Source organism: Streptomyces puniciscabiei (genome assembly GCF_006715785.1).
Lineage (GTDB): Bacteria > Actinomycetota > Actinomycetes > Streptomycetales > Streptomycetaceae > Streptomyces > Streptomyces puniciscabiei.
This window is the reverse complement of the sequence record NZ_VFNX01000001.1, coordinates 2,973,023-2,992,547: the sequence shown is the minus strand read 5'-3', so window position 1 is coordinate 2,992,547 and position 19,525 is coordinate 2,973,023. Positions and strand designations below refer to the sequence as shown.

The 19,525-nt window shown below is 74.0% G+C and carries 16 protein-coding genes; 8 read left to right on the top strand and 8 right to left on the bottom strand.

Going from position 1 to position 19,525, the window contains the following annotated elements; all coding sequences use genetic code 11:
* Positions 1-37 precede the first annotated feature (37 nt).
* Together FB563_RS13670 and FB563_RS13665 are read left to right on the top strand one after the other, a co-directional pair.
* Positions 38-703, top strand: coding sequence for an SDR family NAD(P)-dependent oxidoreductase (locus FB563_RS13670; RefSeq protein ID WP_055709099.1), 666 nt, complete (start codon positions 38-40; stop codon positions 701-703).
* Positions 704-805: 102 nt separating this feature from the next.
* Complete coding sequence (locus FB563_RS13665; protein ID WP_055709098.1) at positions 806-1,753, top strand: MIP/aquaporin family protein; 948 nt, start codon at positions 806-808, stop codon at positions 1,751-1,753.
* 14 nt (positions 1,754-1,767) lie between these two features.
* Here FB563_RS13665 and FB563_RS13660 read toward each other — a convergent pair whose 3' ends face one another.
* The 3 genes from FB563_RS13660 to FB563_RS13650 all read right to left on the bottom strand — a co-directional run bounded on the left by FB563_RS13660 (position 1,768) and on the right by FB563_RS13650 (position 3,754).
* Positions 1,768-2,118 carry a winged helix-turn-helix domain-containing protein gene (locus FB563_RS13660; RefSeq protein ID WP_055709097.1) on the bottom strand — a complete coding sequence of 117 codons (351 nt, stop codon included), beginning with the start codon at positions 2,116-2,118 and terminating at the stop codon, positions 1,768-1,770.
* Positions 2,115-2,582 (bottom strand): hypothetical protein, encoded by a 468-nt coding sequence (locus FB563_RS13655; protein WP_055709096.1) that lies wholly within the window; start codon positions 2,580-2,582, stop codon positions 2,115-2,117. Before FB563_RS13655 ends, FB563_RS13660 begins: the two co-directional genes overlap by 4 nt.
* 92 nt (positions 2,583-2,674) lie before the next feature.
* Positions 2,675-3,754, bottom strand: coding sequence for a PucR family transcriptional regulator (locus FB563_RS13650; RefSeq protein ID WP_055709095.1), 1,080 nt, complete (start codon positions 3,752-3,754; stop codon positions 2,675-2,677).
* Between the two features lie 309 nt (positions 3,755-4,063).
* Between FB563_RS13650 and FB563_RS13645 the strand changes: the two genes are divergently transcribed.
* On the top strand, positions 4,064-6,253 hold the full coding sequence (locus FB563_RS13645; RefSeq protein WP_055709094.1) for a flotillin family protein: 2,190 nt from the start codon (positions 4,064-4,066) through the stop codon (positions 6,251-6,253).
* A 236-nt stretch (positions 6,254-6,489) separates the two neighbouring features.
* Positions 6,490-11,283, top strand: a complete 4,794-nt coding sequence (locus FB563_RS13640) for a DNA repair ATPase (RefSeq protein WP_055709093.1) — start codon at positions 6,490-6,492, stop codon at positions 11,281-11,283.
* Between the two features lie 34 nt (positions 11,284-11,317).
* Here FB563_RS13640 and FB563_RS13635 read toward each other — a convergent pair whose 3' ends face one another.
* On the bottom strand, positions 11,318-12,208 hold the full coding sequence (locus FB563_RS13635; protein WP_055709092.1) for an SCO2400 family protein: 891 nt from the start codon (positions 12,206-12,208) through the stop codon (positions 11,318-11,320).
* 190 nt (positions 12,209-12,398) lie between these two features.
* Here FB563_RS13635 and FB563_RS13630 point away from each other — a divergent pair, with 190 nt between their 5' ends.
* Positions 12,399-13,172 carry a VOC family protein gene (locus tag FB563_RS13630; protein ID WP_055709091.1) on the top strand — a complete coding sequence of 258 codons (774 nt, stop codon included), beginning with the start codon at positions 12,399-12,401 and terminating at the stop codon, positions 13,170-13,172.
* 10 nt (positions 13,173-13,182) lie between these two features.
* On the opposite strand, the gene FB563_RS13625 is transcribed toward FB563_RS13630, so the two are convergent.
* Together FB563_RS13625 and FB563_RS13620 are read right to left on the bottom strand one after the other, a co-directional pair.
* Complete coding sequence (locus tag FB563_RS13625) at positions 13,183-13,725, bottom strand: hypothetical protein (RefSeq protein ID WP_063797137.1); 543 nt, start codon at positions 13,723-13,725, stop codon at positions 13,183-13,185.
* Between the two features lie 160 nt (positions 13,726-13,885).
* Complete coding sequence (locus tag FB563_RS13620) at positions 13,886-14,827, bottom strand: NADP-dependent oxidoreductase (RefSeq protein ID WP_234357956.1); 942 nt, start codon at positions 14,825-14,827, stop codon at positions 13,886-13,888.
* 99 nt (positions 14,828-14,926) lie between these two features.
* Here FB563_RS13620 and FB563_RS13615 point away from each other — a divergent pair, with 99 nt between their 5' ends.
* The 3 genes from FB563_RS13615 (at position 14,927) to FB563_RS13605 (ending at position 17,636) form a co-directional block, all read left to right on the top strand.
* Complete coding sequence (locus FB563_RS13615) at positions 14,927-15,355, top strand: winged helix-turn-helix transcriptional regulator (RefSeq protein WP_055709089.1); 429 nt, start codon at positions 14,927-14,929, stop codon at positions 15,353-15,355.
* Between the two features lie 10 nt (positions 15,356-15,365).
* Positions 15,366-16,310 carry an RNA polymerase sigma-70 factor gene (locus FB563_RS13610; protein ID WP_055709088.1) on the top strand — a complete coding sequence of 315 codons (945 nt, stop codon included), beginning with the start codon at positions 15,366-15,368 and terminating at the stop codon, positions 16,308-16,310.
* Between the two features lie 129 nt (positions 16,311-16,439).
* The gene (locus FB563_RS13605; protein WP_142218678.1) at positions 16,440-17,636 is read left to right on the top strand and encodes an NAD(P)/FAD-dependent oxidoreductase; all 1,197 of its coding nucleotides are present in this window, start codon (positions 16,440-16,442) and stop codon (positions 17,634-17,636) included.
* Positions 17,637-17,826: 190 nt separating this feature from the next.
* Here the strand turns inward: FB563_RS13605 and FB563_RS13600 are convergent, their stop codons facing one another.
* Together FB563_RS13600 and FB563_RS13595 are read right to left on the bottom strand one after the other, a co-directional pair.
* Positions 17,827-18,738 (bottom strand): hypothetical protein, encoded by a 912-nt coding sequence (locus FB563_RS13600; protein WP_208766295.1) that lies wholly within the window; start codon positions 18,736-18,738, stop codon positions 17,827-17,829.
* 64 nt (positions 18,739-18,802) lie between these two features.
* Complete coding sequence (locus FB563_RS13595) at positions 18,803-19,435, bottom strand: RNA polymerase sigma factor (RefSeq protein ID WP_055705188.1); 633 nt, start codon at positions 19,433-19,435, stop codon at positions 18,803-18,805.
* Positions 19,436-19,525 lie beyond the last annotated feature (90 nt).

The window sequence follows — 19,525 nt, the reverse complement described above, 5'->3', positions numbered from 1 at the left end:
GGCCGCGCGCCGCACGCCGGGCCACCAGAATGGGGGCATGAGCAGTATCGCCATTGTGGGCGCCGGGCCCGGGCTCGGCGCCGCCGTCGCGCGGCGGTTCGGGCGGGAGGGGTTCACGGTGGCCCTCTTCGCCCGGGACCGGGAACGGCTCGACACGCTGGTGCGGGACCTCGAGGGCAGTGGGGTGGCGGCCCGGGGGTTCGTCGCCGACGTGCGCAGGCCGGAGGAGCTGGCCGCGGCGCTGGGACGGGCGGCGGCCGAGGTGGGGACCGTCGAGGTGCTGCAGTACAGCCCCGTGCCGCACCGGGACTTCATGCGGCCGGTGCTGGAGACCCGGCACCGGGATCTGGTCGGGCCCATCGAGTTCTCCGTGTACGGCCCGGTCGCCGCCGTGCAGCAGGTGCTGCCGGGGATGCGCCGGCTGGGGCGCGGGACGATCCTCCTCGTCAACGGCGGCACCGCCGTCGTCCCGCACACCGAACGGGCGGGGACGTCCATCGCGTTCGCCGCGGAGAGCGCGTACGGCCATCTGCTGCACGAGCGGCTGGCCGGCGAGGGCATCCATGTGGCGCAGCTGGTGATCCCGGGGGCGATCACCCCGGGGCACGCGCGCAAGGACCCGGCCGTGCTGGCGGAGACGCTGTGGGGCTTGCACCGGGACCGGCACGGGTTCCGGCACTTCGCCGACGATCTCGACAGCTGAGCCGGGGCCCTGGGGCTGACGGAGCACTGTCACCCTGCGGGGCGGGGCTTTGTAAGCCAATATGGTGATGTTGGCCGTATTGCTCTCTCCAAGGGGGCCTCCGTGGCTGTCGAAATCCCCGCGATCATCAAGCCGTCCCGGCTCAGAGCCCGGGGCGGACTGCTGGGCGAGTGCCTCGCCGAGTTCCTCGGGACGTTCGTGCTCATCTCCTTCGGCTGCGGTGTGGTCGCGACGGCGGTCGCCGCGCTGCCCGGCTCCGGCCGTGCGGCGACGCCCACCACGATCTTCCTGGCGGCCGGTGACTGGCTGCTGATCACCTGGGGCTGGGCGTTCGCGGTCGTCTTCGGCGTGTACGTGGCCGGTGGCGTCAGCGGTGCCCACATCAACCCGGCGGTGACCCTGGCCATGGCGGTGCGCCGCGGATTCTCCTGGGCCAAGGTCCTGCCGTACTGGTTCTCGCAGGTGGCCGGCGCGCTCACCGGCGCGGCGCTGGTCTACCTCGTGTACCACCAGGCCATCAACGCGTATGACGCCGTCTCGCCCGCGCCGAAGGTGAACGGGCACACCAACGCCACCTTCTCGATCTTCGCCACCTTCCCGGCGGCCTACTACCACGGCGGGATCTGGGGGCCGCTGATCGACCAGATCGTCGGTACGGCGTTCCTGCTGATGCTGATCGCCGCCGTCCTCGACCTGCGCAACCAGGCCGTGCAGGCCAACCTCGGCCCGCTGGTCGTGGGCTTCGTCGTCGCTGCCATCGGCATGTCCTACGGCGCCAACGCGGGGTACGCCATCAACCCGGCCCGTGACTTCGGGCCGCGCCTGCTCACCTACGCGGCGGGCTGGGGCAGCCTCGCCTTCCCGGGCAGCGTGTCCGGCGGGTACAGCGGCTACTGGTGGATCCCGATCGTCGGGCCGCTGGTCGGCGGCGTGGTCGGGATCGCCGTGTACGACCTCTTCATCGGTGACGTCCTGCTGGTCCGGGCGGAGCTGGCCGAGCTGCCGGAGCCGGGCCGGGCGACTCCGGTGCGCACCACCGACGAGGGGTAGATCCGCGGCGTCCGTCAGACGTCGCCCGTGTCCTGCGCGCCGGCACCCGCGGCCCGGCGGGCCGTCGCCGCGATCTCCTCCAGCGCCGCCAGATGCCGGGCGAGGGCCCTGCGGCCGGTGAGCGTGAGCGCGGCCCAGGTACGCGGGCGCTTGCCGAGGTACCCCTTGCGAATGCCGACGTAGCCCGTCTTCTCCAGCGCGGAGAGGGTCTTGCTGAGCGTGGAGTCGGAGACCTGGCAGTAGTCCCGCAGGACGGCGAACTCCGCCTCGCCGCACGCGGAGAGATAGGCGGCGAGGGCCAGCCGGGTGGGGTGGTGGAACTCGCGGTCGAGAGCGGGAGGGGTGCCGCCGGTGGAGCCGGTCATGCGGTGCGGCCCTGCCGTGTCGCGCGCAGGAGGTAGTCGATGCCGCTCGCCAGGCCCATGGCGATGAGCCAGGCGGCGGGGCCGTACAGGAGGTAGGCCAGGAAGGCCACGGTGCAGGGGAGCAGGGGGACCACCCAGGCGCGCCAGCCGCGGCGGCCGGACCCGCAGTCCCGGCTGAACCAGCCGGTCACCCCGCCGTGGTGCGCGCCGAGCCAGACCAGCACGAGGAAGGCGGCCAGGGACAGCCCTCCGGCGACCGCCGGCCACGCACCCCACTGTGGGTACTTCTCGGCCAGGCCCAGTGCGATGAAGCCGGGCGCGCAGGTCAGTCCCTGCGCGATGGCGTACCACCTGGGCCTGTTCCGCTCGTCGCCCGCCGTCCGGGCCGCGCACTGCGCCGCGCGTGCGGCGGCGAGTGCCCGCTCCGCCTGCTGGGCGTCCATCGGTTCCCCCGTGCTGTCCATGTGTGCACCTCCGGTATGGGCAGGGGCGGTTGGTCGGTCCGCCCCGGTCATGGTGTCAGCATGGACATTACTTTCCTAGAATGCAAGTACTTTCAGAGGGGCTGGTTCGGCCAGTCCAGCAGGCGGGCGCCCAGTACGGCCGTCTGGAGCATGTAGCGGTGCGCCGGGTCGCCGGGGTCGGCGCCGGTGAGCTTGTGGATGCGCTCCAGCCGGTAGGTCAGCGCGCGGACGCTCAAGGAGAGCCGGCGGGCCGTCTCGGCGGCCACGCAGCCGGAGTCGAAGTAGGCGCCGAGTGTCTCCAGCAGGGGCAGGGCGCCGCCGCGCGCCCTGGTGAGCGGGCCGAGGGTGTGGGTCACCAGGTCGACCAGCGCCTGCCGGTCCCGGGCCAGCACCGGGTAGACGAGCAGGTCGGCGGCGCGCAGCACCGGACCGGCCAGGCCCAGCCGGATGGCCATCTCCAGCGCGGCGAGGGCCTCCTCGTACGACTGCACGACCCCGCCGGCGCCGTGCTGCGGGCGGCCGACGGCGACCCGGACACCGTCCGACGCCGCGTACGCCTGCTTGGCGAAGTGCAGCAGGATCTCGTCCTCGTCGCCGGGTGCCACGCACAGCAGACGGCCGTTCTTGGTGGTGAGCAGGATGCTGCGGGAGTCGAAGCGGGCGAGCACCGCCGCCTCGACCCGGCGGGCGAGCGGGCCCCCCTCGACATACGCGGACGGGCCCTCGGCGACGGCCACCGCGTGCGCCCGGGACAGGTGCAGACCGAAGCGTTCGGCGCGCTCGGCGAGGCGGCCCAGGTCGCTGCGGCCGTAGAGCAGGTCGTCGATGAACTCCCGGCGCGCGGCCTCCTCGCGGCGCACGGAGAGCCGCTGGGCGCGTTCGTAGCCCTCGGCGAACGCGTCGATCGCCTGCTCGACGGCGGCCAGCGTGGCCAGGCTGCTCTCCGCCGAGCCGGGCACGGCCGGCCAGGCGGCGCGGGTGGCGGCCAGGTGGGCCACGATCAGCGCGCGCAGCCCGTGCCCGGCCTCGGCGGCCTGTTCGCCCAGGGTCCGCCGGGCCTTCAGTTCCTCCCTGGTCAGCCGCCGGCCGGTGGCCGAGACCTCGGCCAGCGTCCGGGCGAAACCGTCCAGATACTGCTCGGAGGTGTCGCGTATGTCGTGCTTGTCCCCCATTGCCGGTCCCGGCCCCCGTCCTGGTCCCCCGTGCCGCGTGCCCCGTGTACCGCGATCTTGACGCGCCGGTGACGTTTTCCTAGCGCCTGTCCGGCATCAAGACCCTAGTGAACACTGCCGGACACCGGCAATGCGCGGGTGTACGCCCCGGCCGCACCATCGTCAGCGGGGAGCACTACGGAGGGTCGCGGTGCCGGGCACCGGCCGAGGACCGGTACTCAAGGACCGGTACGGGGGTCCGGTACCGACGTCCGGCACCGCGATCCCGGGGGGCTCCGTACTTCATCGTCTGACGCAAGGACGTATGCCATGGAAGCCCTCGGCGTGCTCGTCGCCGCCTGTCTCGTCGTCGTGGTGCTCGCGGTGCTCGCGTTCTCCCGGCTGTACCGCAAGGTGGACCAGAGCCAGGCCCTGATCGTGTCGAAGACGCGGCGGGTCGACGTGTCCTTCACCGGGCAGGTCGTGCTGCCGATCGTGCACAAGGCCGAGGTCATGGACATCTCGGTGAAGACCATCGAGATCAGCCGCTCCGGCCGGGACGGGCTGATCTGCCGGGACAACATCCGCGCCGACATCCGGATCCTGTTCTTCGTCAAGGTCAACAAGACCGTCGAGGACGTCATCAAGGTCGCCCAGACCGTCGGCACCGAGCGCGCCAGCCACCAGGACACGCTGCAGGAGCTGTTCCACGCGAAGTTCTCCGAGGCGCTGAAGACCGTCGGCAAGCAGATGGACTTCACCGACCTCTACACCAAGCGCGAGGAACTCCGGTACCACATCATCGAGTTGATCGGCATCGACCTCAACGGCTACCACCTCGAGGACGCCGCGATCGACTACCTGGAGCAGACCCCGCTCTCCCAGATGGACCCGGCCAACGTCCTCGACGCCGAGGGCATTCGCAAGATCACCGAGCTGACGGCGGTCGAGCACGTCCGCACCAACGAGGCCCGCCGCAACGAGCAGAAGGAGATCACCCGTCAGGACGTCGACGCCCGCGAGGCCATCCTGGAGCTGGAGCGCCGGCAGGCGGACGCCGAGATCAAGCAGAAGCGGGAGATCGAGACCTCCCGTGCCCGCGAGGAGGCCGAGACCGCCCGCGTGGTGGAGGAGGAACGGCTGCGCGCCCAGGCCGCCTTCCTGCGCACCGAGGAACAGCTCGGCGTCCAGCGCGAGAACCAGGCCCGGGAGATCGCCGTCGCCGCGAAGAACCGCGAGCGGGTCCTCGCCGTCGAGAACGAGCGCATCGAGAAGGACCGGCTGCTGGAGGTCATCGCCCGGGAACGGGAGACCCAGCTGACGAAGATCGCCGCGGAGAAGGAGGTCGAGGCGGAGAAGCGGGAGATCGCCGAGGTCATCCGGGAGCGGGTCGCGGTGGACCGTACGGTCGCCGAGCAGGAGGAGTCCATCAAGAAGCTGCGCGTGGTCGAGGAGGCCGAGCGCGAGCGGCAGGCGCTCGTCATCGCCGCCGAGGCGGAGGCGCAGGAGAAGCTGGTCAAGGACATCAAGGCGGCGGAGGCGGCGGAACAGGCGGCGACGCACCGCGCGGCCGAGGAACTCACCCTGGCCGAGGCCCGGTTGAAGACCGCCGACCTCGACGCCCGGGCCAAGCTGCGGCTCGCCGAGGGCGTCCAGGCCGAGGCCGCCGCCGAGGGTCTCGCCGCCGTGCAGGTCCGGGACAAGGAGGCCGAGGTCACCGTCAAGGCCGGACGCGCCGAGGCGGAGGCCACCGAGGCACGGCTGCGGGCCGAGGCCGAGGGCACCCAGGCCAAGGCGCTCGCGGAGGCCGAGGGCGCGCGGGCGAAGGGCCTCGCGGAGGCCGAGGGCGCGCGGGCGGCCGCGGAGGCCACCGAGGCGCGGCTCCGGGCCGAGGCGGAGGGTGCCCGGGCCAAGGGCGTGGCCGAGGCGGAGGGCACCAAGGCGAAGGCGCTCGCCGAGGCCACCGCGATCGGCGAGAAGCTGAAGGCCGAGGCCGCCGGTCTGACCGAGAAGGCCGCGGCGATGGCCGCGCTGGACGAGGCCTCGCGGGGCCACGAGGAGTACCGGCTGCGTCTCCAGGCGGAGAAGGAGATCCGGCTGGCCGGCCTGGAGACCCAGCGGCAGGTGGCCGAGGCGCAGGCGACGGTGCTCGCGACCGGGCTGGAGCACGCCGACATCGACATCGTCGGCGGGGAGTCCGTCTTCTTCGACCGGCTGGTGTCCTCCATCGCCCTCGGCAAGGGCGTGGACGGCTTCCTCGACAACTCCCACACCGCCCAGGCCCTGGCGAAGCCGTGGCTGGACGGCACGGGCAGCTTCACGGACGACCTGAGCAGGGTGCTGGGCTCGCTCGGCTCGGCGGACATCCGCAACCTGACGGTCTCGGCCCTGCTGATGAAGCAGATCAAGGGCGGCGGCCCGAACACCGGGCAACTCCAGAAACTCCTGGACAGGGCGAGCGAACTGGGCCTCCAGGACACCCCGCTCACAGCCCTGAACGGAAGCGGCGCGGGGAGCTGAGGCCAGGCGGGGGGCGCTGCTCGCTGTGAGGTGCCGCTGCGCCCACCCTCCCCCACTCTCGGCTTCGCTCGAGCGGGGGGACCCCCATCGCCCCAGCGGCACGACTGCCCGCAGCTACCAGCGCCCCGAAGGGGCGCGGGGAACTGCGCGACCAGCCACCGCGCACCCGCAGTCGGGAGACGACCCGCAGCCCCGAGCTGTCAGCCGCACAGTCCACGAAGGGAAACCCATCCGCCATGGCAACCGACGGTGCCGTAGAGGCCGGTACCTACGAGGTGCTCCGCGACCGCCTCGCCGCGCACGCCGCCGACCTCGCCCGGAGGGCGGACGCACTCAACGCGCGGCGGAGCGAGGAGTTCGGGTCGGCGAAACTGGACCTCGTTGCCACTGCCCGGCTGGGGACGCCGCAGGCGTGCGTGCCGAGCGACATCGTGGCCGTGGGGGACGCTCTCCTCTTCGGCGCGACCGGCACAGCCACGGACATCCTCGCGCTGTACGACCGTAACGGCGCGCGGTTGCCCGAGGATGCCGTACCCGGGCTCCTCGACGACACGGCGTTCGTCAAAGAGCTCACCGCCCTGCGCCGCTACTACCGCGAAGCGAGCCTGCTGCGGCTGCGCCGGGTCGACGGCCGGCTGCTGGCGGTGTTCCGCACCGGCGAGAAGGCCGAGGACGTCCGCGTCCTGCGCTGGAGCGTCGCCGACGACGGCCGCGTGGCGTTCCTGGACGCGCGCGGCGACCGCGACGACGTCTTCCCGCCGGCCCAGGACGTGACCTGGACGGAGACCACCCGCGAGGACCACGTCCTGGGCCGGGAGCAGTATGTGGCCGTCCCCGGGGGACTGGGGGTGAGTACCGTCGGCGGCTCCCTCACCGTCCGCACCCCGGAAGGGGAGGAGCTGTACGCCGAACCCGTGCAGGAGCCGCTGCAGGCGCTCGCGGACGCGGCCGTCGCGCATGCGCGGGTCGGTGCGCTGGTGCTGCTGCGGGTGCGGCCGTACAAGGAGGAGGACGACCGGCACCTGGTGTTCGACACACTCACCCGGACCGTCGTCCGGCTCGACGGGATCGGGCAGGCGTGCCGGCGGCTGCCCGAGGAGCAGGGGATCGTCTTCCCGGGCGGGTACTGTCTGGCGGGCGGAACCCACAAGACGTACGAACTCGACGCCTTCGGGCTTGAGTTCGAGCGGGAGGTCCGCGCGCCGAACGGCGAGGACGTGCTGTACGCCTTCCGGTCCCGGGCCGGCGGGCGCACGCTGCTGCTGTCGTACAACACCCTGCGCAAGGAGGTCGCGAACCCGCTGCCGTGCCGGGGCTGGGCGCTGTTCGAGGACGGCGCGCTCGCCGTGCTGCGCGACGGGGGCGAGGAGCCCGCGCACACGCATCCGGTGCAGTGGTGGACCTCGCCGTACGTCTCCGACACGCACACCGCCGCGCTGCGCACCGGCACCGGCGCGTTCGCCCGGGTCGGCAACGCGGATCTCGTGCGCGGGCTCGCCGACTGCCTGTCCGTGGCCCGGCTGGTCACCGACGGCATCGAGACCAGCGAGGGGTACCGGGCGCTGGTGGCGGCCTGTGTGCGGGCCGCCGACGCCCATCACTGGCTGGCCGATCCCGAACTGGGCCTGCTGGCAGGCCCGTTGGGTGAGGTCCGTACGGCCGCCGAGCAGGTGCTGGGCGAGTTCGAGACCGTACGGGAGCTGACCCGGCACGCGGCGGACGCCCTCGACGAGGCCGAGGCGCGGATCGCCGCCGTGGTGCGCCGGCTGCGCGGCGAGGCCCCGCGCGAGGCCGCCGCCTGGGTGCACGGGCTGACCGAACTCCGCCGCGCGCACGGGCACCTGCTGACCCTGCGGGAGCTGCGGTACGTCGACGCCGCCCGGCTGCAGGAACTGGCGGCCGCCGCCGAGGACGACCTGGCCTCCTTCGGGCGGCGCGCGGTGCAGTTCCTGGCGCGCGAGGACGCCTTCGCGGGGCAGCAGACGGAGGTCGAGCGGCTGGTCGGGGAGGCGGCGGCCGTCGAGACCGTGGCCGGCGGGGCGCCCGTCGCCGCCCGGCTGGACGAGCTGGCCGACGGGCTGCGCACGGTCACCGAGGTGGTGACCGGACTCGACATCGCCGACGCAGTCGTCCGTACGGCCGTCCTGGAGCGGATCGCCGAGGTGCTGGGGGGCGTCAACCGGGCCCGGGCGACCCTGGAGGCCCGCCGCCGCAGCCTCCAGGACAGCGAGGGCCGGGCCGAGTTCGCCGCCGAGACCGCGCTGCTCGCCCAGGCCGTCACCGCCGCGCTCGCCGCGTCCGGCACGCCCGAGGAGTGCGACGACCAACTCGCCTCCGTGCTGGCCCGGTTGGAGGACCTGGACGGCCGGTTCGCCGAGTTCGACGACTTCCTCACCGAACTCGCCGACCGGCGCACCGAGATCTACGAGGCGTTCGCCGCCCGCAAGCAGTCCCTCGCCGACGCCCGCGCCCGCCGCGCCGAGCAGCTCGCGCTCTCGGCGGGGCGCATGCTGCAGACGGTCGCCCGCCGGGCCGCCACGCTCGCCGACGCCGACGCGGTCACCACGTACTTCGCCTCCGACCCGCTGGTCGCCAAGGTCCGCCGCACCGCGGACGAACTGCGCGCCCTCGGCGACAGTGTGCGCGCCGAGGAGCTCGACGGCCGGCTGAAGTCCGCCCGCCAGGAGGCCGTCCGCGCCCTGCGCGACCGCGCCGACCTGTACGCCGAGGACGGCCGCAGCCTGCTGCTCGGCGGCCACCGCTTCGCCGTCAACACCCAGCCGCTCGACCTCACCCTCGTCCCGCACGGCGACACGCTCGCCTTCGCGGTCACCGGCACCGACTACCGCGCCCCGGTCACCGACCCGGACTTCGCGGCGTACCGCCCCTACTGGGACCGGCACCTGCCGTCCGAGTCGCCCGAGGTCTACCGCGCCGAGCACCTCGCCGCCCGGCTGCTCGCCGAGCACGGCCCGGCCGCCCTCGCCGCCGCCGACGACCTGCCGGACCTGGTCCGCCGGGCGGCGCAGGAGGCGTACGACGAGGGCTACGAGCGCGGGGTCCACGACCACGACGCGACCCTCGTGCTCCAGGCGCTGCTTCCCTTGTACGAGGGCGCCGGCACCCTGCGCCACGAGCCCGCCGCCCGCGCCGCCGCCCAGCTGTTCTGGGCGCACGGCACGACGCAGGAGGCCCGGACCGCCTGGTCCCGGCGGGCGGTGTCGCTGGCCCGGGCCCGGGACGCCTTCGGTGCCGTACCGGCCATCGGTGAGCTGCAGCGGGAGCTGGCTGCGGCGATCGAGGCCTGGGACGCGCGGGTGGCGGGCGGGCCGGCCGCCGCGTACCTCTTCGAGGAGCTCACCGGGGGCCCGGAAGGCTTCGTGCTCGGGGTCACGGCGCGCACCCTGCTGGAGAAGTTCCGGCACGCGGAGGGGAGTTACCGCACCGATCTGGAGGGCCTGGCCGACCTGGCCGCGCGCCGGCAGGTGGTGCAGGCCTGGCTCGCCGCGTACGCCGCCGCCACCGGCACCGAGACCGGGCCCGGCGAGCTGGCCGAGGCGGTCGCCGCCGAGCTCTGCCCCGGCCTGCCGCGCTACGACGGCGACGCCCCGCTCACCGCGACGGCGGAGGGACTGCTGGGCGCCCACCCCCGGGTGACCGGCGGCCGGCTGCAGCTGAGGCTGGACGAGTTCCTCGCCCGCACGTCCCGCTTCGCCGCCGAGGACATGCCCGCCTTCCGCGCCTACCAGCGCCGCCGTACGGCCCTGGTGTCGGCCGAGCGCGAGCGGCTCCGCCTGGACGACCACCGCCCCCGGGTGATGCCGGCGTTCGTGCGGGGCCGGCTCGTCGACGAGGTGTACCTGCCGCTGATCGGCGACAGCCTGGCCCGGCAGCTGGGCACCACCGGCGACTCGAAGCGCACCGACACCGGTGGTCTGCTCCTCCTCGTCTCCCCGCCCGGCTACGGCAAGACGACGCTCATGGAGTACGTCGCCGACCGGCTCGGCCTGATGCTGGTCAGGGTCAGCGGCCCGGCGCTCGGCCACACCGTCACCTCGCTGGACCCGGCCGACGCCCCGGACGCCACCGCCCGCCGCGAGCTGGAGAAGATCAACTTCGCGCTGGCGGCCGGCAACAACACGCTCCTGTACCTGGACGACATCCAGCACACCTCGCCCGAGCTGCTGCAGAAGTTCATCCCGCTGTGCGACGCCACCCGGCGGGTGGACGGCGTGTGGGACGGCGAGCCGCGCACCTACGACCTGCGCGGCAAGCGCTTCGCGGTCTGCCTGGCCGGCAACCCCTACACCGAGTCCGGCGAACGCTTCCGCATCCCCGACATGCTCGCCAACCGGGCCGACGTGTGGAACCTCGGCGACGTCCTCACCGGCAAGGAGGACGTCTTCGCGCTCAGCTTCGTCGAGAACGCCCTCACCGCCAACCCGGTGCTGGCCCCGCTCGCCGCCCGCGACCGCGCCGACCTGGACCTCCTGGTCCGGCTCGCCGCCGCCGACCCGACGGCCCGCGCCGACCGCCTCGCCCAGCCGATGCCGCCGGCCGAACTGGAGGCCGCCGTGGCCGTGTTGCGGCAGGTGATGGCGGTGCGCGAGACGGTGCTGCGGGTCAACGCGGCCTACATCGCCTCCGCCGCCCAGTCGGAGGCCGCCCGCACGGAGCCGCCCTTCCGCCTCCAGGGCTCCTACCGCGACATGAACAGGATCGCCGGGCGGCTGCGGCCGGTCATGAACGACGCCGAACGCGAGGCCGTCGTCGACGACCACTACACGGCCGAGGCCCAGACCCTCACCACGGGTGCGGAGGCCAACCTGCTGAAACTGGCGGAACTGCGCGGAACGCTGAGCCCGGCGCAGGCCGCTCGCTGGGCCGAGGTGAAGACCGCCCACGCGCGCGCCCGCGCGCTCGGCGGCCCCGAGGAGGATCCGGTGACCCGGGCGGTGGCGGCACTGGGCCTGCTCGCGGACCGGATCGCGGCGGTGGAATCGGCGATCCGCTCCGCGGGGGAGGGCTGACCGGGGAGCGTCCGCGGGGTGCGGTCGGCGGAGGTCAGCCGAGGCAGACCAGGACCAGGCAGAGCTGGTTGGAGGAGGTCGACGACGGGGACGTCGGTGAGGTGGAGGTGCCGCTGCCCGTGCCGCTGCCCGTGCCGGTGGAGGGGCTCGGCTGTGTCTTCGTACCGGTACTGCCGGTCGTGCCCGTCGTTCCGGTCGAACCTGCCGTTCCGGTCGAACCTGCCGTTCCGGTCGAACCTGCCGTTCCGGTCGAACCTGCCGTTCCGGACGAGGTCGTCGGGGTGCTCACCGGCAGTGCGGCGGCCGGTGCGTCCTGGTGTGCGGCGGCCGCGGCGGTGTGCGGGTGGGCGGCGGGCCCGGCCGTGTGCGGCGCGGGCGCGAGGGACTGCTGCCGGGGGACGTTCACGGCGGGCGTGTGCGCCGTCGGCGTGCCGGACGTGTGCCGGTGGGTGGCGGCGGGCGGTGCCGGTGTGGACGCCGGGTCGCTGGGGGCGGCCGACGGGTCCTCGGTGAGGCCCATGCTCCGGTGGTCCGGTGCGGTGGCCGCCTGGGCCTTGTCGCCGTTGCCGCGGTCCAGCGAGGCGAGCGTCAGGCCGCCGCCGACGAGCGCGACGGCGGTCGCCACCACGGCCCGGCGCTGGTTCCTCTTCCAGCGCGCCAGCTGCCGGCGCCGGGCGGCGCGTCCCTGCGGCGCGGGCGGGGCGTCGGTGACGTCCGCGGGCGGCGCGTCCGTGGCGGTGTCCGCGAGGCCGGCGGGCGGCTCGGCGGCGGGGGACTCGGCGCCGAACCAGCTGTCGGCCGCGAGCGGTGCGGCCGTGACACCGGCGTCGGTGCGGGCCGGGGCTATGTCCGGGGCGTAGGCACCGCACCCAGGGCAGACCAGGGCGCCGTTGAGGTGCCGACGGCACGAGGAGCAGTAGTCCATCAGTGGTCTTCCTGAGTCCAGGGGAGCGGGCGTCCGTCACGGTAACGAGCCTTTCGAAAGGCTGTGTGCAGTCCGTGTGGCGCTCCTGCGCAGATTTGCGGGGTTCTTTTCCCGTGTCCCGGCCGGGTCCGGGCCGCTTCCGTCGGCATAGTGGCGGGCGGCTTCGCACCGGACCGGCAGGAGGAGACACATGCTCGGCACAGACTTCCGCACCGGATCGCCCATCTGGATCGACCTCGGCAGCCCGGACACCCAGGCGGCCGTCGCCTTCTACGGGGCCGTCTTCGGCTGGGAGTTCGCCTCCGCGGGCTCGGGAGGGGGCGGCTACGGCTTCTTCCAGAAGAACGGCGGTACGGTGGCCGGTCTCGGCCCGCTGACCGAGCAGGGGGCGAGATCCGCCTGGATGACGTACTTCCGCACCGAGGACGCCCGCGCCGCCGCCCGGGCCGTGACCGAGGCCGGCGGCAGGGTGCGCGCCGAGCCGATGAGCATGGGCGAGGTCACCATCGCCCAGTTCACCGACCCGCAGGGCGCGCAGTTCGCGGTGCTGCAGTCCGGGCAGGGGCTGCAGCGGGCTTCGGAGGACGACGCGCTGGTGTGGGTGGAGCTGCACGTCCGTGACCCGCGGGCGGCCATCGGCTTCTACCGCGGGCTGTTCGGCTGGCGGTCGCAGGAGATGCAGGCGCCGGGCATGACGTACCAGGTGCTCAGCATCGGGGAGTGCGACCAGCAGGAGGGTTCCTTCGGCGGTGTGGCCCCGCTGCGGGACGACCGGGAGGACGCCCGCTGGGTGCCGTACTTCGCCGTGGCCGACACGGACACGACCGTCGCGGCGGTGGGCGACAGCGGCGGCTCCGTGCTGATGCCGGCCGCGAACGTCCCCGGCGTCGGCCGCATCGCCTGGCTGGCCGACCCGGCCCAGGCGGTCTTCGCGGTCCTGCGGCCGGACCCGCGCCAGACCTGACGAGCGCTGCTCAAGCTCCTTGCCCGACCCGGGACTTGCCCGCCACCGGTGCGGGCGAACGCCGCCCCCACGGCTTGAAGACGGACAGGACGACGAGCGCCAGATACAGCAGCAGCGCGACGGACGGGACGATCACCGTGATGTAGCGGATGAATCCCAGGTGCATGGCCGCGATCGAGCCGGTCGGACGGCGGTCCACGGCCCGCACCGCGTCGTGCAGCCGGGCCGTGAGGGCGAAGACCGAGGCCGCCGTGGCCGCGAGGGTCAGCCAGAACTTGGTGGCGACCCAGTAGTGGCGGAACAGGCCCCACGGCGTGCCGAGGCCCAGCACCACCCCGCTGAGCAGGGTGAGCAGGCTCAGCGGCACGATCAGGGCGTCGCCCAGCATCCCCATCGCCCGGTACACGGTCCGCAGGGTGTCCGCGTCGTCGGTCGCCAGGGCCGTTACCCCGAGGGTGAGCAGGCAGAGCATCAGCGCCGGCCAGCCGACCGAGGCGACCACATGGACGACGACCCAGATCTTCCGGGCCCTCGGCGACAATCGACGGCTCACTTCGCTTCCTCCGGATCCGGGGCCGGGCACCCCACCAGGCTCGCCCGCCACCCCGGTCCGGCGCGTCCGACGGGGGGAGTAACGCCCGCTGCGCCGAGCCGAGTACACGCCGAGCCCCGTACGCCCCCGGAAACTCGACCCCACCGCGCCCGCGCCCCGGTCAGGGCGTGAGGACGATCTTTCCGATGGTGCGCCTGGTCTCGATCGCGCGGTGGGCCGCGGCGGCTTCGGACAGCGGGTAGGTCCCCTGGAGGAGGACCCGCAGCCGACCCGCCTCGATGCGTTCGGTGATGCGCTCCAGCTTCTTTCCCGAGGGCTCGGCGGTGACCCAGACGTAGCGCAGACCCCGCGCGGCGGCCTCCCGTTCGTCCGTGCCCGGGTCGATCGACGCGCCGATGAGCAGGCCGCCCGGCCGCAGCACGTCGAGGGAGCGCGGCCCGTAGGCGCCGCCGACGAGGTCCAGCACGACGTCCACCGGCGCCACGGCGGTCCGGAAGTCGGCGGCGGTGTGGTCGATCAGCTCGTCGGCGCCCAGCTCGCGCAGCAGGCCGTGGTTGACGGCACGGGCGGTGCCGATGACGTACGCGCCGAGCTCCTTGGCCAGTTGCACCGCGACATGCCCCACGCCGCCCGCCGCCGCGTGGATCAGCACCCGGTCGCCGGGCCGGACCCGCGCCAGCTCGGCCAGCGCCTGCCAGGCGGTGAACGCCACCAGGGGTACGGCCCCCGCGTGCGCCAGGTCGAGGTTCGCGGGTGCGGGAGCCAGCGCGCCGGCCGGTGCCACGGTGAACTCGGCGTACGCGCCGCGCCGACCGACCGGGAGCATGCCGTACACCGTGTCGCCCGGCGCGAACCGGGTCACGCCCTCGCCGAGCCGCTCGACGACACCGGCGACGTCGTTGCCCGGCGTCCACGGCAGCTCCACCAGCCCCGGCACCCCGCCCGCCCGGATGACGGCGTCGCCCGGGTTCACCCCGGCGCCGGCGACCCGCAGCAGCACCTCCCCGGGGCCGGGATCGGGCACGTCGGTCTCGGTGGGGGTGAGCACCTCGGGACCGCCGAAGACGGACTGGACGATGGCGTGCATACGGCGGCCGGGCATCGGAACTCCTCGTCGGGAATGCGCGGTTGGCGGGGGTTCCATGCTCGGCCCGAGCGATCACCTGCGGAAGAACGCACTTGTCTGATATCGAGGTTCCTCATGGATACCGGCTTCGACCTCAGGAAACACGGTGGCGTGGATGTCTTCCTGCGCGACTGCCCCACCCGTGCCGTGCTGGAACTGATCGCCGGCAAATGGACCATGCTGGTGCTGGTGGCGCTGGAGGACGGCCGCCCCATGCGCTTCGCCGAGCTGCGCCGCCGCCTCGACGGCGTCACCCCGAAGGTGCTCACCCAGACCCTGCGCGCCCTGGAACGCGAGGGGCTGCTGACCCGCACCCTGTACCCGACCGTGCCCCCGCGCGTGGAGTACCGGCTGACCGGACTCGGCCGGGAGGTGGGCGGGTTGATCCAGAACATCACCGACTGGTCGCAGACGAACATCGCCGCGATCCAGGCCGCGCGAAAGGAGTTCGACGAGCGCACGGCTCGTTGTTCACCCTCTGATGAATCCCGGCCCAGGTCCTAGGATCGCGGGCATGGCGTTGACCGTGGACGACGTGGACCGGTTCGAGGCGTGCAGGCCCCGGCTGGAGGCGATCGCCTATCGTCTGCTGGGCTCCGCGAGTGAGGCCGAGGACGCCGTGCAGGAGACGTTCCTGCGCTGGCAGGGGGCCGACGTCGGGCGCATCGAGGTGCCCGAGGCATGGCTGACGAAGGTGCTCACCAACCTGTGTCTGAACCAGCTCGCCTCGGCCCGCGCGCGGCGGGAGACCTATGTGGGCCAGTGGCTGCCCGAGCCGCTGCTCGCCGGGGACCCGATGCTCGGGCCGGCCGACACGGCGGAGCAGCGCGAATCGGTGTCGTACGCGGTCCTCGCCCTGCTGGAGCGGCTCTCTCCCAATGAGCGGGCGGTGTACGTGCTGCGGGAGGCCTTCGGCTACCCGCACCGGGAGATCGCCGAGATCCTCGACCTGACCGAGGCCGCCAGCCAGCAGATCTTCCACCGGGCCAAGCGGCACGTCGCCGACGGCAGGGCCCGCACCGAGGTCGACCAGGCCGCCGCCCGGCGGGTCGTCGAGGAGTTCCTCGCGGCCGCCACCAGCGGGAAGACCGAGCCGCTCGTCCGGCTGCTCACCCAGGACGCCGTCTCCATCGGCGACGGCGGCGGGAAGGTCCCGGCCCGCGCCAAGGCGTTCGAGGGCGCCCTCGCGGTCGCGACGTTCCTGCGGGGCCTGTTCAGGCCCAGCGAGGCCAAGCGCCGCCTGGTCGGCGGCCCGTCCGAGGTCTACGCCACGACCGCCAACGGCGAACCCGCCCTCGTCGCGGTCGTGGACGGCCGGGTCGTCGGCGTCATGTGCCTGGAGATCACCGCCGAGGGCATCGCCGCGTTCCGCAACCAGGTCAACCCCGACAAGCTGGAACGCGCGACGCGGCGCTGGGCGGCCGCCGACCACGGCGCACCCCTGCTCAGCGACCTCTGACGTCCTCAGCCGTGCTCCGGCATCCACCGACCTGAATGTGAGCTGCTTCACATCCGACTCCTGTCAGGAATCGGCGAGCCGCCCGGTTCAAGGGGCGAACCCGATGGAGACAGAAGCAAGGAGATGGGCATGCAGCACCGCATCGTCGTCCTCGGAGCCGGATACACGGGAGCCATCGCCGCCGGACGCCTCGCCAGGCGGCTGCGCCCCGAGGACGTCGCCCTCACCCTCGTCAACGCCGAGCCCGACTTCGTGGAACGCGTCCGGCTGCACCAGCTCGCGGCCGGCCAGTCCCTCCGCCCCCGGCCCCTCGCCGAGATGTTCGCGGGCACCGGCGTCGAGCTGAGGCTTGGCCGGGTCACCGGTGTGGACGTGGACCGCAGGTCCGTCACCGTCCGCGACGCGGGCGGCACGAGGGAGCTGCCGTACGACACCCTCGTGTACGCCCTCGGCAGCGGCTGGAACGACCAGGGCGTGCCCGGCACCGCCGAGCACGCCGAGCAGCTCGCGAGCCGCCCCGGAGCGCTCCGGCTGCGCGAGCGCCTGGCCGCCCTGTCCGCCGGACAGCCCGTCGTCGTGGTCGGCGGCGGCCTCACCGGCGTGGAGGCCGCGACCGAGATCGCCGAGGCCCGTCCGGACCTCGACGTCGCCCTCGTCGCCCGCGCCCGCCTCGGCGACTGGCTCTCCCCGAAGGGCCGCCGGCACCTGCGGAAGGTGTGCGGCGGGCTCGGCATCACCGTGCACGAGCACACCGCCGTCACCGCCGTCGGGGCCGACCACGTCACCACCGCCGAGGGCACGTCCGTACCTGCCGCGGTCACCGTGTGGACCGCAGGCTTCGCCGTGCACCCGATCGCGCGGGCCACCGCCCTGGAAGTCGGCGACACGGGCCAGATCGTCGTCGACGGCACCATGCGCTCCGTCTCGCACCCGGACGTGTACGCCGTCGGCGACGCGGCCCTGGCGATGGGCCCCGGGAAGAAGCCGCTGCGGATGTCGTGCGCCTCGGGCGGCTTCACCGCGTGGCAGGCCGCCGACGCCATCGTGGCCCGGCTGACCGGCGGCCGGCTCCCGAAGGTGCCGATCCGCTACTTCAACCAGTGCGTCTCGCTGGGCCGCGGGGAAGGCCTGATCCAGTACGTCACCGCCGACGACCGCGCCGTCCGGGCGGCCCTGACGGGACGCTTCGCCGCCGTCTACAAGGAACTGGTCTGCAAGGGCGCGGCCTGGAACGCGGCCCACCCGACGTTCGGGATGCCGGCCCGGCGCCGCCGCGTCGTGGCCGGGCCGGCCCTGGCGAGCGCCCCGGTCACGGCAGAGGCCTGACGCCCGCCGCACCGCTGTACGGCCCCGACCTTCCGGTGGTGCTCCTCACCGGTGGCCCGGGCATGGGCAAGGGGCGGCTGCAGCGGGCCGTGAGGGGCTGTGTGATCACCAGCGGCACGCCCTGACGGCCACGCGGCCGGCCTGCCCGGGCGACGAGTCCCGGCCGGTCGGCCTGCGGGTGGTGCCGCGGCTAGTGCTTGCCGCCGCTCTTCCCGCCGCCCGCCCGGCCGTTCCCGCCCGAGTCGCCGCCGCCCGCCCGGCCGTTCCCGTCCGAGTCGCCGCCGCCCGCCCGGCCGTTCCCGCCCGAGTCGCCGCCGCCCGCGGAGGTGCCGCCGGACGTGCCGGTCCTGCCGGAGGTGGTGCCGTTGCCCGAGCCGCCGGTCCTGCCCGTCGTGCCGCTGCGGGTGTGCCCGGCACCTTCGCCGGACTTGCCCGTGTTACCCGAGTTGCCCGTGTTGCCCTTGCCGGCCGTCTTGCTCGCCGTGGCGGTGGCCCGCTTCAGCTGCTCCGAGCAGTACGCGGCGACCTCGTCCTTGCCGCCCGCGGCCGTGACGAGCCGCTGCCAGGCGGTGGCGTCGAGTGCCTTGCCCCGGCCCTGGATCTGCTCGTAGGCACGGCAGTGGGCCTCGGTGTCCTTGGTGGACGGCGGGCGGTCCGCCGACCGGGAGCCGTCGGACGGAGCCGGCGCACCGCCCGGCCGAGCCGGGGCGACCGCCGAGGGGTGGCCGGTCCGCGGGCCGGCACCCGTACCGCCCGACGAGCCGGCGGAACCGATGGCCGCGACGGCGACACCGCCCAGCGCGAGGCTGGCGAACACCGCGCCGAACGTCATCTTCAGCGGCCGCCGGGCCCTCCGCTCCGCGGCCGGCCGCCAGTCGTCCCGCCGCCGGGTACGAGCTTGATGCGCGCCCGCGGCGCGCGCGTCCCGGAAAGCGGCCACGGCCCGCTGCTCGGCCCGCGGGTCGGCGTCGCCGGTGCGCAGGACGGCGGCCAGCTCCGTTTCCAGCGTGGTGGCGTCAGCCGTGTCCGGCGCGTCGGACACGGCGCCGGGCTGCGCACGTCGACGGCCCGGTCGTCCGTCGCCGCTCAGCCGTTCACCCATGTCCGTCTTCCGTTCCCGTCCGTTCGCGTGCGGCCGTTTCGATTCGTGCGGTGCACCGGTTTGTTCATGTCGACTCCCCCAGCGTGCGGGAAGCCCCATCCGTCACACCCTTCTCCGCCGGCCCGTCGATGCCGAGCTGGCGCGCGAGGCGTTTCAGCCCCCGGTGGGCCGCTGTGCGCACCGCTCCGGGGCGCTTGCCGAGGACGCGCGCGGCGGCGGGGCCGTCCAGGCCCACCACGACCCGCAGGAGCACGGCCTCGGCCTGGTCCCGGGGCAGCCCCCGGACCAGTTCCAGGGCCCGCTCGGTGGAGAGGGACTCCAGCGCCTGCTCATGGGTGCTGTGCGGACCGGGCAGGTCCAGTACGTCCTGCTCGGTCCCGCCCGCCCGGGGCCGCACCCGCCGGCGGCGCAGATGGTCCAGCGCCCGGTACCGGGCGATGGTCGCCGTCCAGCCGCGGAAACCTGCGCCGTCGCCCTTGAAGCGTCCGAGGTCGCGGGCTATCTCCAGCCAGGCGTCGGCGGCCACGTCCTCGGCGTCGTCGCCGACGATGCCGTGCAGATAGGCGAGCAGGCCCGGCTGCACGAACCGGTAGGCGACCGCGAAGGCGGCCTCGTCGCCCTCCTGGGCCCGCGCGACCGCCACGCCCAGTTCCGCGTCGTACGCCTGCACGCGCCGGGGTTGCCGTACCTGGCCCAAGATGTCCTCGTTCAGCCGGTTCATAGCCAGTTCGTGTGCCGTCAGCCGTGCACCTGTCGCATCGACTCGCATCGACGCCCCCGTGGTGAT

Excerpts from the sequence above, each read along its gene's own strand:
- FB563_RS13670 (WP_055709099.1), top strand. The coding sequence starts at position 38 with ATGAGCAGTATCGCCATTGTGGGCGCCGGGCCCGGGCTCGGCGCCGCC.
- FB563_RS13660 (WP_055709097.1), bottom strand. The coding sequence starts at position 2,118 with ATGACCGGCTCCACCGGCGGCACCCCTCCCGCTCTCGACCGCGAGTTC.
- FB563_RS13655 (WP_055709096.1), bottom strand. The coding sequence starts at position 2,582 with ATGGACAGCACGGGGGAACCGATGGACGCCCAGCAGGCGGAGCGGGCA.
- FB563_RS13650 (WP_055709095.1), bottom strand. The coding sequence starts at position 3,754 with ATGGGGGACAAGCACGACATACGCGACACCTCCGAGCAGTATCTGGAC.
- FB563_RS13645 (WP_055709094.1), top strand. The coding sequence starts at position 4,064 with ATGGAAGCCCTCGGCGTGCTCGTCGCCGCCTGTCTCGTCGTCGTGGTG.
- FB563_RS13640 (WP_055709093.1), top strand. The coding sequence starts at position 6,490 with ATGGCAACCGACGGTGCCGTAGAGGCCGGTACCTACGAGGTGCTCCGC.
- FB563_RS13635 (WP_055709092.1), bottom strand. The coding sequence starts at position 12,208 with ATGGACTACTGCTCCTCGTGCCGTCGGCACCTCAACGGCGCCCTGGTC.
- FB563_RS13630 (WP_055709091.1), top strand. The coding sequence starts at position 12,399 with ATGCTCGGCACAGACTTCCGCACCGGATCGCCCATCTGGATCGACCTC.
- FB563_RS13620 (WP_234357956.1), bottom strand. The coding sequence starts at position 14,827 with ATGCCCGGCCGCCGTATGCACGCCATCGTCCAGTCCGTCTTCGGCGGT.
- FB563_RS13615 (WP_055709089.1), top strand. The coding sequence starts at position 14,927 with ATGGATACCGGCTTCGACCTCAGGAAACACGGTGGCGTGGATGTCTTC.
- FB563_RS13610 (WP_055709088.1), top strand. The coding sequence starts at position 15,366 with ATGGCGTTGACCGTGGACGACGTGGACCGGTTCGAGGCGTGCAGGCCC.
- FB563_RS13605 (WP_142218678.1), top strand. The coding sequence starts at position 16,440 with ATGCAGCACCGCATCGTCGTCCTCGGAGCCGGATACACGGGAGCCATC.
- FB563_RS13600 (WP_208766295.1), bottom strand. The coding sequence starts at position 18,738 with ATGGGTGAACGGCTGAGCGGCGACGGACGACCGGGCCGTCGACGTGCG.